This is a genomic window from Brucella pseudogrignonensis, from assembly GCF_031454375.1.
Lineage (GTDB): Bacteria > Pseudomonadota > Alphaproteobacteria > Rhizobiales > Rhizobiaceae > Brucella > Brucella pseudogrignonensis_A.
In genome coordinates, this window is record NZ_JAVDQT010000003.1 from 87,824 (window position 1) to 103,466 (window position 15,643).

Genomic DNA, 15,643 nt, shown 5'->3' on the forward strand with positions numbered 1-15,643 from the left:
CGCCTTTTTGATTTTACGCCCTGCCCGCCAATTCTTTGAGCTTATAAATCAGCTCAAGCGCTTCGCGCGGCGTCAGTTCATCCGGGCTGATGTCAGCCACAGCCTTGGACAATTCGCTGTCTTTTGCGCTCACTTGCGGCTTTGGCTTTTCCTGTTTCAGCACGACTGAAAACAGCGGCAGATCATCGATCAGCTTATCGGCTTTGCCAGATGTTTCACCGGCTTCCAGCTGATGCAGCACATCGCGCGCACGATTGACGACAGCTTCCGGCAGACCAGCAAGACGCGCAACCTGCACGCCATAAGAACGGTCAGCCGCCCCCTTTGCCACTTCATGCAGGAACACGACATCATTGTCCCATTCCTTCACCCGCATTGTCACATTCGACAGCCTGTCGAGCTTTTCAGAGAGTGCCGTCATTTCATGAAAATGCGTGGCAAACAATGCACGACAACGGTTCTTCTCGTGCAAATATTCAACCGCCGCCCAGGCTATCGAAAGCCCGTCAAAGGTTGCCGTGCCGCGACCAATCTCATCGAGAATGACCAGCGAACGCTCGCCAGCCTGATTGAGAATAGCCGCTGTTTCAACCATTTCCACCATGAAGGTCGAACGGCCCCGCGCCAGATCGTCCGATGCACCAACCCGGCTGAACAAGCGGTCCACCACACCGATCTGTGCCGAACCTGCGGGTACAAACGAACCCATCTGCGCCATGATCGCAATCAGCGCATTTTGGCGCAAGAAGGTCGATTTACCACCCATATTCGGGCCGGTCAGCAACCAGATCGCTCCATTTCCGCCATCTGATTGCGGTGAGAGATCACAATCATTGGCAACAAACGGATTGGCAGCCTGACGGCGCAGCGCCTGCTCCACCACCGGATGACGGCCAGCGACGATGTTGAAAGACAGGCTGTCATCGACCATCGGACGGCAATAGCCCTGCTCATCGGCCAGCACGGCAAGTGAAGCAGACACATCGAACACGGAAAGTGCAGCAGCAGCAGCACGGATACTATCAGCATGGCTGACTGCTTCGGCAGTCAGTTCTTCAAAGATTGCCAATTCAATGGAGAGCGCACGATCAGCGGCATTGGCGATTTTGCTTTCCAGTTCGGCCAGTTCCGTGGTCGTAAAACGCATGGCATTGGCCATTGTCTGACGATGGATGAAACGGCCCTTGGCTTCGACCGTATCGGTCATGGTGCCGGAATTATTGGCTGTAACTTCGATGAAGTAACCAAGCACATTATTGTGCTTAATTTTCAGAGTCTTGATGCCGGTTTCCTCGATATAATCGGCCTGAAGTCCGGCAATGACACGGCGCGACTGATCACGCAACGCGCGCATCTCATCAAGTTCTGTGTTGTAGCCTTCTCGCACGAAACCGCCGTCGCGCTTTAACAGCGGCATTTCGTCGGCAAGCGCGCGGTCGATATGGGCAGCAAAGCTGACGGGCAATGTCTCAATGGCTTCACGCGCTGCTGCCAATTCATCGGGCAGAATTGTGCCTTCAAGTATAGAAGCGATGCCGTTGGAGGCTTCAAAACCGCGCTGCAAAGCACCCAAATCTCGCGGACCACCACGACCAACCGCCAAGCGCGACAGTGCACGCGGCATGTCCGGCACGCCTTTCAGCTCCAGCCGCAGCCCTTCGCAAAGCGATTGTTCGCTTAAAAACCATGAAACCGCATCAAGGCGCAGCGCAATCGCCTTTGGATCAGTCAAAGGTGCGGTCAGACGCTCGGCAATCAGCCGCGCACCACCGCCTGTCACCGTGCGGTCAATGGCCTTGAGCAGACTGCCCTCGCGATTGCCGGACATGGTGCGGGCGAGTTCAAGGCTTGCGCGGGTGGCGGGATCGATGAATATCGTGCCGCCTTCCTGCTCACGTTCAGGCCGCATCAGCGGAGGACGCTCGGCAATCTGCGTCTTTTCAATATAGGCAATGGCGCCAGAAATGGCGGAAAGCTCGGAGCGGCTGAACTGTCCGAAGCCATCCAGCGTCGCCACATTAAAATAGCGCTGAATGCGATTTTCAGCCGCCGCACTGTCAAACAGAGTTGCAGGCTGCGGAATAACCGCCTTGCCGATAAGATCGAAAGTCGGGCGCAGCTCGGCATCATGAAATGCCGTATCCGCCACGATCAATTCACGCGGATCGACACGGGCAACATCGGCAAAAAGCCGGTCTTCGCTTGTTTCCGACACGCGGAATGTGCCAGTCGAAATATCAATCCATGCAAGCGCCAGCGCGCCGTCGCCTTTGGTGCGGCCAAGCGCCATCAGATAATTGGCCTCTGACGGATCAAGCAGCTTTTCTTCGGTGATTGTGCCGGGGGTAACAAGCCGGATCACATCGCGGCGGACTACCGATTTTGATCCGCGTTTTTTGGCTTCCGCCGGGTCTTCAATCTGCTCGCAAACCGCAACGCGATAGCCTTTGGCAATCAGTCTTTGCAGATAGTCATCAGAGGCATGAACCGGCACGCCGCACATCGGAATATCTTCGCCAAGATGCTTTCCACGCTTGGTCAGCGTGATGCCCAACGCCTTGGAGGCCTCAACCGCATCGTCGAAAAACAGTTCGTAAAAGTCGCCCATGCGGTAGAAAAGCAGCGAATCAACATTCGCAGCTTTGATCTCAATATACTGTTCCATCATGGGCGTGAGGCGAACAACGGTTTCCTGCGTGTTATTTTCATCCGCATCAACCTGTTTCTCTTCGACCTTCGCTTCCATGCCAAACCTTCATTTATTGCGATTTAAATCCATTTAAAGACATAATACGTTCAATATCATGCTTTTTAGGATCAATATCTATTCCAAAATGCGCTGTTTACACTCCTACGGACTGACGCTATCGAATTCGTCCCGCAGAAGAAACCGGAGGGAACATGCCAGTCTCGACGCCGAAGGGCAACACGCCAGAACGCACACCCACAGCCAGTGAGAAGGAAGCGCTCGACTTTCACGCGCATGGCCGTCCGGGAAAGCTGGAAATCAATCCCACCAAGCCGATGATGACACAGCGCGACCTGTCACTGGCCTATTCGCCGGGTGTCGCAGTACCAGTCAAAGCAATCGCCGAAAACCCTGCCACCGCCTATGATTATACGGCCAAGGGCAATCTGGTTGCGGTCATCTCCAACGGCACCGCCATTCTCGGCCTTGGCAATCTCGGTGCGCTGGCTTCAAAACCTGTGATGGAAGGCAAGGCCGTCCTCTTCAAGCGCTTTGCGGATGTGGATTCCATCGATTTGGAAGTCGATACCACGAACATTGATGAATTTATCAATGCCGTGCGCTATCTCGGACCATCCTTCGGCGGCATCAATCTCGAAGACATTAAAGCACCGGATTGCTTCATCATCGAACAGCGCTTGCGCGAGGTGATGGATATTCCTGTTTTCCACGATGACCAGCACGGCACAGCCATCATCGCCGCAGCAGGCATGATCAATGCGCTGCTTTTGACGGGCCGCGACATCAAGAATACCAAGCTCGTCTGTAATGGCGCTGGCTCCGCAGGCATTGCCTGTATCGAACTCATCAAGGCGATTGGTTTCCCTTCTGAAAACGTCACGCTCTGCGACACCAAGGGCGTCGTTTATCAGGGCCGTGAAGAAGGCATGAACCAGTGGAAGTCGGCCCACGCCATCAAGACGTCCAAGCGCACGCTTGAGGACGCGATGAAAGACGCCGACATCTTCTTCGGTGTTTCGGCAAAGGGTGCCCTGACCAAGGAAATGGTGCGTTCGATGGCGCCAAATCCGATCATCTTCGCCATGGCCAATCCGGACCCGGAAGTAACCCCGGAAGACGTGGCCGAAGTGCGCGACGATGCCATTGTCGCCACAGGCCGCTCGGACTATCCAAACCAGGTCAACAATGTTCTCGGCTTCCCGTATATTTTCCGTGGCGCACTCGACGTGCGTGCAACCACGATCAATGACGAGATGAAGATTGCAGCGGTTTACGCGATTGCGGAACTGGCGCGTGAAGACGTACCGGACGATGTGGTTGCCGCCTATCAGGGCAGCCGCCCGCGTTTTGGCCCACAATATATCATTCCTGTCCCGTTCGATCCGCGTTTGCTGGCCACCGTTTCGGCGGCTGTCGCAAAAGCCGCCATTGAAACTGGCGTTGCCGGTCGCGCTATCGAAGACATTGAAGGCTATAAGCAGGAACTGCTTGCGCGTCGTGATCCGATTGCTTCGACATTGCGCGGAATTTATGAGCGCGTGCGCCGTCAGCCAAAGCGCATCGTCTTTGCCGAAGGTGAAGAAGAGCCAACAATGCGCGCCGCTGTTTCCTATGTTAATCAAGGCCTTGGCACTGCCATTCTGGTTGGCCGCGAAGAGCGTGTTGCAGAAACTGCCAAGGAAGCGGGTCTTGATCTCAACCGTCCGGGCATTGAAATCATCAATGCGCGTCTGTCTAGCCGCAATGCGGCCTATGCCGACTATCTCTATGAGAAGCTTCAGCGCAAAGGCTATCTGACACGCGATTGCCATCGCCTGATCAACAATGACCGCAATCATTTTGCGGCTTGTATGGTTGCACTTGGCGATGCGGATGGCATGGTAACGGGCATCACCCGTAACTACGCAACTGGCCTCGAAGATGTGCGCCGCGTGATAGATTCAAAGCCGGGCCATCGTCTGGTTGGTGTGTCCATTGCGCTTTGCCGTGGCCGCACTGTCTTCATCGCCGATACCGCCGTTCACGAAAAGCCAACAGCCGAAGAGCTTGCCGATATTGCTGTTGAAGCCGCAGGAATGGCGCGTCGCATGGGCTATGTGCCACGCGTGGCACTCACCGCGTTCTCGACATTCGGTCATATGGGCGGTGAAAGCTCCGCGCGTATTCAGGAAGCCGTTCGCATTCTCAACACCCGTCACGTCGATTTCGAGTTCGACGGCGAAATGAGCGCAGACGTAGCGCTGAACCCGAAGCTGATGGAACGCTATCCGTTCATTCGCCTGTCGGGTCCGGCCAATGTCATCGTCACGCCGGATAATCACTCGGCATCGATTGCAGCCAACATGCTTCAGGAACTGGGCGGCGCGACCATTATCGGGCCGCTGCTCGTTGGTCTCGATAAACCAGCACAGATCGTCAGCATTGGTGCGAAAGATACCGACATCGTCAATATGGCGGCAATCGCTGCCTATAATGCCGGTAACTGAAAAGACGAATGAAAATTGGATAAAGGCCGGGCGATGCCCGGCCTTTTCTTTTGAATATTCATACAATTTAAAACCGGCTATAGGATAGTTCCGTCAGTTCCCTCCCAAAACGCCGGACATACAAGCCGCATGAGCGCACACGACCTGAAGCTTGAAGAAATCGTCAATCCCGAAACACTGCGTCGCAAGATCAATGAGCTCGCGGATTCAGCCGACGAAAGCTATACGAGCCTGCCTGTTCGCAAGGTCGTCTTGCATGCGCTAAAAGATGCGCTCGTGCGCGGTCGGGGTGTTGCCGAAAACATGCTGATGAAAGATGGCGGCGGTACGCTTTGCGCGCGTCGTCTCTCGTATCTCATGGACACGCTGATCAGCGCTCTTTTTGAATTTGCCAGCACAAAAGTCTATCCGGCGCTCAATCCATCCAAAGCTGAGAACATGGCGATTGTTGCTGTCGGCGGCTATGGTCGCGGCGGATTGGCTCCCGGCTCTGACATCGACCTCTTGTTTTTGCTGCCCTATAAGCAGACCCCATGGGGCGAACAAGTCGCCGAATATATGCTCTATATGCTTTGGGATATGGGGCTGAAAGTCGGCCATTCCACACGCAATATCGACGAATGCATCCGCCTTTCGCGCGAAGACATGACGATCCGCACCGCCATTCTCGATGCGCGTTTTATCATCGGCAATCGTGATCTGTTTAATTCGCTGGTTACGCGCTTTGACGAAGAAGTGGTCAAAAATACCGGCCCTGAATTCATTCAAGCCAAGCTTGCCGAGCGCGATAACCGCCACAAAAAGGCAGGCGAAACGCGCTATCTGGTCGAGCCAAATGTCAAGGAAGGCAAAGGCGGCCAGCGCGATCTGCATACGCTGTTCTGGATTGCCAAATATTTTTATCGCGTCAAAAGCAAGGAAGAGCTCGTCAAGCTTGGCGTGTTGTCACGCGCGGAGCTGAGGCTTTTCAACAAGGCTGAAGATTTTCTCTGGGCTGTACGCTGCCACATGCATTTTGCAACGCTGAAAGCCGAAGAGCGCTTGTCCTTCGATATTCAGCCGGAAATCGCCCAGCGTCTGGGTTACACCGCCCACCCCGGCCAGAACTATGTCGAACGCTTCATGAAGCATTACTTCCTCGTGGCAAAAGACGTGGGCGATCTGACACGCATTCTCTGTGCGGCATTGGAAGAAGAGCAGGCCAAGCATGTGCCTGGCTTCAATCGTATCTTTCTCACCTTCTCCAACCGCAAGCGCAAACTTGCGGGTAGCACTGATTTCATCTCTGAAAATCATCGTATTAACATTGCTGATGCCGATGTGTTCAAGCGCGATCCGGTCAATATCATTCGCGTTTTCCAGCTCGCTGATAAGCTGGGGCTGGAGTTTCATCCTGATGTGATGCAGCAGCTCACCCGCTCGCTGAAACTCATCAATTCGGAACTACGCGAGAACCCGGAAGCCAACAAGCTGTTTCTGGAAGTACTGACCTCGCCGCGCAATCCGGAACTCATTCTCAGACGCATGAATGAATCGGGTGTTCTGGGCAAGTTCATCCCCGATTTCGGCAAGATCGTCGCGATGATGCAGTTCAATATGTATCATCATTATACAGTCGACGAGCACCTTCTGCGCTGTATTGCGGTGCTCTCCGAGATTGAGCATGGCGATTTGGAAAATGAGCATCCGCTTGCCAATCATTTGGTCAATTCGATCAAGCGCGATCGCAATCTGCTTTATGTGGCCATGCTTTTACATGACATTGCCAAAGGTCGCCCGGAAGATCATTCGATTGCAGGCGCACGTATTGCCAAAAAGCTCTGCCCGCGTTTCGGGCTGTCGCCATCCGAGACTGAAACCGTCGAATGGCTGGTGCGTGAGCATCTGACCATGAGCATGGTTGCGCAGTCGCGCGATCTCAACGACCGCAAAACCATCGTCGATTTTGCCGACACCGTGCAGACCATGGAACGGCTCAAGCTGCTGCTGATCCTGACCGTATGCGACATTAAAGGCGTTGGCCCCGGCGTATGGAATGGCTGGAAAGGCCAGCTTCTGCGCACACTTTTCTATGAAACCGAGCTGGTTCTCACGGGTGGCTTCTCGAAACTGCCCCGTGCTGATCGCGACCGGCAGGGCCGCGCTGCGTTGGGCGAAAAGCTGAGCGACTGGCCAGAGGCTGAGCGCGATGCCTATCTTGGCCTGCATTACACCAATTATTTCCTCACGGTCAGTCTTGAGGATCAGGTGCGCCATGCTCATTTCATCCGCGAAGCAGACCGCAATGGTCGTGCGTTGGCAACCATGGCCAAGCCGCATACATTTGAAGCCGTCACGGAAATTACCGTGCTTGCGCCCGATCATCCGCGCCTTTTGTCGATCATCACCGGTGCATGTGCTGCCGCTGGCGGTAACATTGTCGATGCGCAGATTTTCACCACGGGCGATGGGCGCGCGCTGGATACAATTCTGATCAGCCGCGAATTTGACACCGACGAAGACGAGCGCCGCCGTGCCGAACGTGTGGGCAAGGTGATCGAGGATGTGCTATCGGGCAAAGCGCATCTGCCGGATGTTCTTGCCAAGCGCACCAAGCCCAAGCGCGGCGCAAAGGCTTTCAAGGTTGAGCCGCGCGTTGAAATCAACAACACGCTATCCGATAAGTTCACTGTCATTGAAGTGGAAGGGCTTGATCGCCCGGGCCTTTTGTCAGAATTGACCGGCCTTATTTCTGACTTGTCACTGGATATTGCTTCGGCGCATATCACGACTTTCGGCGAAAAGGTGATCGACAGTTTCTATGTCACCGATCTGGTCGGGCATAAGATTTCAAACGCGACACGTCAGGGTAATATCAGGCGCAAACTTACAGCCGTCCTTAGCGGAGAAAATACCGCTAAGACCAATGGCCGCGCAGCAGCATAATATAGGTATTTCAATCGAATGAGTTTGGTCAAAAAGTTCGCAACCGTTGCATCTGGCACGCTGATGAGCCGCATTTTCGGTTTCACGCGAGAAATGTTTATGGCGGCAGCACTCGGTACAGGTCCAGTTGCGGATGCGTTCAATGCGGCGTTCCGCTTTCCAAACACGTTCCGCAGACTGTTTGCCGAAGGTGCGTTCAATACTGCCTTCGTGCCTCTATTTTCAAAAGAGATCGAGAAGAACGGTATGGACGGCGCACGCCGCTTTTCGGAAGAAGTGTTCGGCGTACTCTTCACTGTGCTGATGTTCATTACGATTGCCATGGAACTCTCCATGCCGTTTATCGTGCGAACCGTCATTGCGCCGGGCTTCACCGATGATCCGGTGAAATTTGACAATACGGTGCGGCTCGCCGTGATCATGTTCCCCTATCTTGCCTGTATGTCGCTGGCATCAATGATGGCGGGAATGCTCAATTCTCTGCATCGCTATTTTGCAGCAGCAGTAGCGCCAGTCTTTCTCAACATCATCCTCATTGCAGTTCTCGCCTTCAGCTGGTGGCAAAGATATGACGCGTTGGCCGTCGGCTATGCGCTGTCATGGGGTGTAATGGCCGCAGGTTTGGTGCAGCTTGCTATCGTCTGGATCGACGTGCGCGTTGCAGGCATTAAAATCGGCTTCCGCCGCCCACGTCTGACCCCCGGCGTCAAACGTCTGCTCGTTCTGGCATTTCCAGCCGCAATCACCGGCGGCATCACGCAGATCAATCTGCTGATCAACACCAATATCGCCTCGGGCATGGAGGGCGCAGTTTCCTCGCTCGTTTATGCCGACCGCATTTACCAGCTGCCGCTTGGCGTGGTGGGGATTGCGGTCGCGACCGTGCTTCTGCCGGAACTCTCGCGTGCCTTGCGCGGCGGACATATGAAAGAAGCATCGAACCTGCAAAACCGCTCGGTCGAGTTCACGCTGTTTCTCACACTTCCGGCTGCGGCTGCCCTTCTGGTCATGTCGGAGCCGATTGTTCGACTACTGTTTGAACGCGGGCAGTTCAGCGCAGAATCAACGCTCGTTGTCTCCAGCATTCTGGCAATTTACGGCATCGGCTTGCCAGCTTATGTGCTGATAAAAGCTTTCCTTCCGGGCTTTTTTGCGCGTGAAGACACCCGCACACCAATGATCTTTGCTGCCATTTCGGTTGCAGTGAATATAACACTGGCCCTCACCCTGTTTCCGCGTATGGGACCGACCGGCATCGCAATTGCAGAAATCACAGCGGGCTGGATCAATGCGGTACTGCTCTTTGCAATGCTGATAAAGCGCGGACATTGGGGCAATGATATTCCGCTGCTCACTCGTATTCCTCGCCTGCTAATCGCAGCCGCAATTATGGCTGCCGGCATTCATTTTGCCATTGGCTATTTTGCGCATGAGCTTTCGTCAGCATCGTCATTTGGTATACGCGCCGGAACTCTTGCGGCCATGGTTATAGCAGCGATGGTCGTCTATTTTGCGCTGGCATTCGGGCTTGGTGGTGCGAATACCGCGATGATCCGTCGTGGCATCAAACGCGGTGCGGCCAAGAAAGAGCCGGAGAGCGAAATATAATTACCCTTGAAAGGTGCTAGCAGCTCTGCGAAAACACCGCATCAAAATTAGTGCCCTTCGCTCTCCACCGGCGAAGGCCAACATCAGGATAACATTATGAGCACGTTCAAACCGCTTGTCTTCTCCGGCGTTCAACCGACCGGAAACCTTCACCTTGGCAATTATCTGGGTGCCATTAAGCGGTGGGTCGAGGTGCAGGAGACGCAGGAGTGCATTTATTGCGTTGTCGATATGCATGCGCTCACCGTTTCGCCTGATCCTGCTGAACTGATCCAGTCAACCCGCGAAGTGACAGCCGCGTTCCTGGCTGCTGGCATTGATCCAAAGCGTAGCATCGTGTTCAACCAGAGCCGCGTGCGTCAGCATGCCGAGCTTGCCTGGGTGTTCAACTGCGTTGCGCGCATGGGCTGGATGAGCCGCATGACGCAGTTCAAGGACAAGGCTGGCAAGGACCGCGAAAATGCATCGCTTGGTCTCTTTGCTTATCCAAGCTTGATGGCTGCCGACATTTTGCTTTATCGCGCAACCCATGTGCCTGTGGGTGAAGACCAGAAGCAGCATCTGGAACTGACCCGCGACATCGCGCAGAAGTTTAACAATGACTATTCCGACCGCATTGCTTCGCTTGGCATCGGTGTGGATATGCAGGTGGGCGACGAACAGGTTTCCGGCTTCTTCCCGCTGACCGAACCTATGATTTCAGGTCCTGCCATGCGCATCATGTCGCTGCGTGACGGCACCAAGAAAATGTCGAAATCCGACCCTTCTGATCTGTCGCGCATCAATCTGATTGATGACGAAGACACCATCAACAAGAAGATCCGCAAGGCGAAAACCGATTCGGACGGTCTGCCAACGGAACTTGATGGCCTCACAGGTCGCCCGGAAGCCGACAATCTCGTCGGCATCTATGCAGCGCTTTCGTCGAAGTCGAAAGAAGACATTCTGGCTGAATTTGGCGGACGTCAGTTCTCCGAATTCAAGACTTCGCTTGCCGATCTGGCAGTCGCGAAACTCTCGCCAATCACCCATGAAATGCGTCGTCTGGTGGCAGATTCTGCCTATATCGACAGCGTTTTGAAGGATGGCGGCGAACGTGCAGGTGCGATTGCCGAAACCAATATGCGCCATGTTCGCGATATTATCGGCTGGCTGCAGGACTGATCCTGCCAAATATTACGGCGCTACCCGCTTGCGGGTGGCGCTTTGCAATGCCACATTATCGCCATGGTATCCAAACGACTTAGCCGGGAAACCGGCCACCGACGCAAGTTTCTTGCTGTTATCGACGAGACGCCCGAATGCGGGCGTGCCGTTGCCTATGCATCGCGCCGCGCAAAAAATTCAAACGGTGCGCTTGTCATGCTCTTCGTCATCGACAATTCAGATTTCCAGCAAATCTTAGGTGTTGGTGAGATCATGCGTGCAGAAGCCGAAGAGCGAGCGCGTTCAACGCTAGAAAAATTCGCCGCGAAAGTGCGCGAAGAACAGGGCATTGAACCGGAACTCATTATTCGTGAAGGCCGGATTACAGAAGAGCTACCGAGCCTGATTGAGGAAGATCAGGATATTGCTATTCTCGTTCTGGCGGCAGGTTCGGGCAACGAAGGCCCCGGACCTCTTGTGCAGTCTCTGGCCAACCGCGCACAGTTCCAGATTCCGGTGACCGTCATTCCGGCAGGTCTTTCAGATGAAGACATTGATGCGGTGACATAATCACCCTATATTGATCGTAACGCGCATGCGCCCTTTGAGATGAGGCTTGCTTAAACGCGCATCCATGCTTACGAAAAGCCTCTGATATTGAAAGCGGAGAACGGACATGTTCATCCAGACCGAGACCACGCCAAACCCGGCAACTCTCAAGTTCCTGCCCGGCAAGGTCGTTATGCCTGAAGGCACAGCGGATTTTCGCGATGCGGCAAGTGCCGGTAATACATCGCCGCTAGCGGCTAAACTGTTTGCCGTTCCGGGCGTAACCGGCGTTTTCTTTGGCTTTGATTTTATCACAGTAACCAAAGAAGATGGCGAATGGCAGCACCTGAAGCCTGCTATCCTCGGCACGATCATGGAACATTTCATGTCGGGCGCACCTGTCATGGCAGGCAATGCTGGCGTTGATGCTGCAAAGGCTGATGACGAAGAAGAGTTCTTCGACAAAGCCGACACTGAAATCGTTGATACGATCAAGGAACTGATTGAAACCCGCGTCCGCCCAGCTGTGGCGCAGGACGGTGGCGACATCACCTTCCGCGGTTTTGAAAACGGCACTGTGTTTCTTCACATGAAGGGTGCCTGCTCTGGCTGCCCATCATCCACCGCGACACTCAAGCACGGCATTCAAAACCTTCTGCGCCATTTTGTGCCGGAAGTTCAGCAGGTCGAGCAGATCTGATCTTATAGAAATCGCAATAAAAAGGCCGCTTTTCAGCGGCCTTTTTCATATCTGCTGTTATCGGACGATAACCTTGGCGCCCTGCTCGGTACGCTCATAAAGATCAATGATATCCTGATTCATCATGCGAACGCACCCCGAAGACATGGCTTTGCCAATCGACCACCATTCTGGTGTTCCATGAATGCGATAGCCGGTGTCGCCGCCCTTGTTGTAAAGATAAAGCGCGCGTGCACCCAAAGGATTCTTGAGGCCCGGTCCCATACCATTGCGATATTTCGCCAGTTCTGGCTGACGCTTGATCATTGGTGCAGGCGGTGTCCATGTCGGCCATTCACGCTTCATCGCAACGCGTGCAGTCCCATTCCAGCCGAAACCTTCACGACCAACGCCGATACCATAGCGCATTGCTTTGCCATTTGGCTGTACCAGATAAAGGAACTTTTCGCCGGTTTCGACGATGATCGTGCCGGGCGCTTCAGTGGTCTGATAGCTCACGATCTGTCGGCGATATTGCTGCGGGATCTTCTCATTCGGAATAGCTGGAATGGTGTAGCCAGCGTCGCTGACCGAAGAATAAGACGCGGTGTAGAAAGTGCCGCCGACTGTGGAGCAGCCCGTGAGGGCGCCACCAAGAAGAAGGGCTGCGGTCAGCTGCAAGACGCGAGACTTCATGAAAATTCCCCAGATTGAATAGACCATCATCAGGAGCGAATCGCTCATTCATACGCAAAGATGAGGGAGTATCGTTAACCAAGCGTTAACCGTAAATTGAAAATTCATTATTTAGCCATAATCTCGCCATTGGTTTCACAATCTTGCGCTAGGTTTGCCGCTGGTTTTTGAGTGTTTTTCAATTGTTTTGGACGTTTTTCACGCGCAAAATGCACTTATGCCAATCGTGATTCCCAACAAAACACACCCACTTTCCGATGGACGCCAATCCGAAAATGCCATGCTCGTTCGGCGCGGTGTTCAGCGTCTTTTTTTGGAAATGGGACTGGCAACGTTGCCGGAATTATCACTCGCTTCGGGCAGGCGCGCAGATCTAATAGCGGTTAACCGCAAAGGCGAAATCTGGATCGTCGAAATCAAGTCGTCCATTGAGGACTGGAAGGCCGATCGTAAATGGCCAGACTATCGCGCTTATTGCGATCGTCTGTTTTTTGCGACGCATCCGAGCGTACCAAGCGAAATATTTCCAGAAGACTGCGGATTTATTTTATCGGATGGATATGGCGCGGAAATCCTGCGTGATGCACCGGAGCACAAACTGCCGGGCGCTACCCGCAAAGCGCTGATTTTGCGCTTTGCGCGATCAAGTGCGGCACGACTGACAATTGCCGAACTCGCAGGGCTCGATGTCCCTGAGACAGACATTGATTAGCGCGGCGCGCGCTTTGCGAGAATGCGCTGCAACGTACGGCGGTGCATATTGAGACGACGCGCGGTCTCAGAAACGTTGCGCTCGCACATTTCATAAACGCGTTGAATATGTTCCCAGCGAACCCGGTCGGCAGACATTGGGTTTTCCGGCGGTGCAATCTTCTCACCCGGGCGACGGGTAAGTGCTGCAAAAACTTCATCCGCATCAGCTGGCTTGGACAGATAATCAATCGCGCCAAGCTTTACAGCGTTCACAGCCGTCGCAATATTTCCATAGCCGGTGAGTACAATCGCACGGGTATCAGTACGGCGGGTGCGGATGGCTTCGATTACATCAAGGCCGTTTCCATCACCAAGGCGCATATCAACCACAGCATAAGCAGGTGCCGCAGCTTTTGCTGCAGCAATGCCTTCCTCAACGGATTCCGCAGTTGTCACCTGAAAGCCCCGGCCTTCCATGGCGCGGGCAAGGCGCTGCAAGAAAGGCTTATCGTCATCAACCAGAAGAAGGGTTGGATCGTTGCCAATGGCTTCGGTGTCTTCCTGCTTCAAGTCTTCCATGGGGTGCTTCCTGCCTGTATTTTTGTTCCTTTATTGATACCCCTGCGTCAAAAAGTCAAATAGCCATTGAATTGTTGAAGCAATCCTTGCAAAAAATTGACAAACAGAAACAAGGCAAACTGTTGTTTTCGCAAAGTCTTTTTTAGGTTTTCCAAATAAAAATGAACTTATATGGAGGCGTTACTGCTCGCTAATTCTTTCAATAGTCAAAGATGAATTATCCAGCATATTCATTAGCTTAGGGCGAATGCAGAGCGTGGCCAAACCACCTTTACCTCGGCTCCCTGACCGGGATTTTTGCGATTTTTGAAACTGATCTGTGCACCAGAGCGTTCAAGCAAGGTTTTTGCGATAAAAAGTCCCAGACCAAGCCCGCCGCCGCCATTCTGACTGCCATCGCGACTGCTCATGTAAGGTTCACCGATTCGGTCAAGAATTTCTGGTTTAAAGCCTTCACCATCATCCTGAATGAGAACTGTCACATTGGTGTCCGTCCAACCCCATGTCACGTTGACCTCATTGCGCGCAAAATCGACGGCGTTTTCAATCAGATTACCAAGGCCGTACAGCAGGCCCGGATTGCGTCGCACAACAGGTTCAGGCTTAGGCCCATCGAGCTTGGAAACGTCAAGCACGACACCAAAGTTGCGATGCGGCTCGATCACCTCTTCGATCAGTGAGGAGAACGGCAAGCGGGACATATGCTCTTCGTTTTCCGAAGAAAGACTGGTCAGACGTTGCAGGATTTCACGACAGCGCGCCGCCTGTGATTGCAGCAGCGCAATGTCTTCTGCCAATGCCGGATCGCTATCCGGCTTTTTAGCGTAAGTGCGCTGCATTTCCTTAACCACCAGCGTGATGGTGGCAAGCGGCGTGCCAAGTTCGTGGGCCGCGGCTGCAGCAAGCCCATCAAGAGCAGTCAAATGCTGTTCACGCTGCAAGATCAGTTCGGTGGCAGTCAAGGCATCACCCAGCTGGCGAGTTTCTTCCGCGATACGATAGGCATAAACGCCGGTGAAGCCGAGCGCCGAAACAATCGCACACCAGATACCCGCCACAAAGAGAAATGGCAGCACCAGCATCTCACCCGGATACCATGGCAGAGGGCGGTGATAGAACATCAGAAACGATGTACTCAGCACTGCCAACAATGCCAGACCCAGCGTGTGTCGCACAGAAAGCGATGTTGCCGAGATAATGACCGGCGCAATCACCAAAATGATGAAAGGATTTTGCACACCGCCAGTCAGATAAAGCAGGCCTGCGAGTTGCAAAATATCAAAGGCAAGCACCAGACTTGCCGCTTCCGGATTGAGCCGGTGATTATGGGGAAAGTTAAATGCCAGATAGAGATTAAGCCATGCGGAGGATGAAATCAGCGCAAGGCAAATGCTGATAGAAAAGCTGAATTGCAGATAAAGCGCCACGAACATGACGGCTGCCGTCTGTCCGGCAATCGCCAGCCAGCGCAAACGCACCAATGTGGTGAGACGTGGCCTGCGTGAGAGATTGGAAGCGCGATTATCGAATTCTGCGTGCATGGCCACTCCCAAAAATCCCACCAAATTTTAA

The 15,643-nt window shown here is 53.7% G+C and carries 11 protein-coding genes; 7 read left to right on the forward strand and 4 right to left on the reverse strand.

Features of this window, described 5'->3' with window-relative positions; translation table 11 throughout:
* Nucleotides 1–13 precede the first annotated feature (13 nt).
* Nucleotides 14–2,746, reverse strand: a complete 2,733-nt coding sequence (mutS, locus tag J2782_RS11305) for a DNA mismatch repair protein MutS (protein WP_310012495.1) — start codon at nt 2,744–2,746, stop codon at nt 14–16.
* Between the two features lie 155 nt (nt 2,747–2,901).
* On the opposite strand from mutS, the gene J2782_RS11310 reads away from it, so the two are divergent.
* The 6 genes from J2782_RS11310 to J2782_RS11335 all read left to right on the forward strand — a co-directional run bounded on the left by J2782_RS11310 (nt 2,902) and on the right by J2782_RS11335 (nt 12,124).
* Nucleotides 2,902–5,196: an NADP-dependent malic enzyme gene (locus J2782_RS11310; protein ID WP_310012497.1), complete on the forward strand. Its 2,295-nt coding sequence runs from the start codon at nt 2,902–2,904 to the stop codon at nt 5,194–5,196.
* Nucleotides 5,197–5,325: 129 nt separating this feature from the next.
* Nucleotides 5,326–8,121, forward strand: a complete 2,796-nt coding sequence (locus J2782_RS11315) for a [protein-PII] uridylyltransferase (RefSeq protein WP_310012500.1) — start codon at nt 5,326–5,328, stop codon at nt 8,119–8,121.
* Between the two features lie 18 nt (nt 8,122–8,139).
* Nucleotides 8,140–9,729, forward strand: coding sequence for a murein biosynthesis integral membrane protein MurJ (gene murJ, locus J2782_RS11320; RefSeq protein ID WP_310012507.1), 1,590 nt, complete (start codon nt 8,140–8,142; stop codon nt 9,727–9,729).
* A 96-nt stretch (nt 9,730–9,825) separates the two neighbouring features.
* Nucleotides 9,826–10,893, forward strand: a complete 1,068-nt coding sequence (gene trpS / locus J2782_RS11325; RefSeq protein WP_310012510.1) for a tryptophan--tRNA ligase — start codon at nt 9,826–9,828, stop codon at nt 10,891–10,893.
* Nucleotides 10,894–10,956: 63 nt separating this feature from the next.
* Nucleotides 10,957–11,445: a universal stress protein gene (locus J2782_RS11330; RefSeq protein WP_250039451.1), complete on the forward strand. Its 489-nt coding sequence runs from the start codon at nt 10,957–10,959 to the stop codon at nt 11,443–11,445.
* A gap of 106 nt (nt 11,446–11,551) precedes the next feature.
* Nucleotides 11,552–12,124 carry a NifU family protein gene (locus J2782_RS11335; protein WP_310012514.1) on the forward strand — a complete coding sequence of 191 codons (573 nt, stop codon included), beginning with the start codon at nt 11,552–11,554 and terminating at the stop codon, nt 12,122–12,124.
* A gap of 57 nt (nt 12,125–12,181) precedes the next feature.
* On the opposite strand, the gene J2782_RS11340 is transcribed toward J2782_RS11335, so the two are convergent.
* A complete protein-coding gene (locus tag J2782_RS11340; RefSeq protein WP_250039452.1) occupies nt 12,182–12,799 on the reverse strand; it encodes a L,D-transpeptidase in 618 nt (205 codons plus the stop codon).
* Nucleotides 12,800–13,016: 217 nt separating this feature from the next.
* Here J2782_RS11340 and J2782_RS11345 point away from each other — a divergent pair, with 217 nt between their 5' ends.
* Nucleotides 13,017–13,511, forward strand: coding sequence for an MmcB family DNA repair protein (locus J2782_RS11345; RefSeq protein WP_310012517.1), 495 nt, complete (start codon nt 13,017–13,019; stop codon nt 13,509–13,511).
* Here the strand turns inward: J2782_RS11345 and regA are convergent.
* Nucleotides 13,508–14,071, reverse strand: coding sequence for a global response regulator transcription factor RegA (regA, locus tag J2782_RS11350; protein WP_250039154.1), 564 nt, complete (start codon nt 14,069–14,071; stop codon nt 13,508–13,510). The two genes, J2782_RS11345 and regA, sit on opposite strands and share 4 nt — an antisense overlap.
* Before the next feature lie 233 nt (nt 14,072–14,304).
* On the reverse strand, nt 14,305–15,612 hold the full coding sequence (locus J2782_RS11355) for an ActS/PrrB/RegB family redox-sensitive histidine kinase (RefSeq protein WP_310012519.1): 1,308 nt from the start codon (nt 15,610–15,612) through the stop codon (nt 14,305–14,307).
* Between the last annotated feature and the right edge of the window lie 31 nt (nt 15,613–15,643).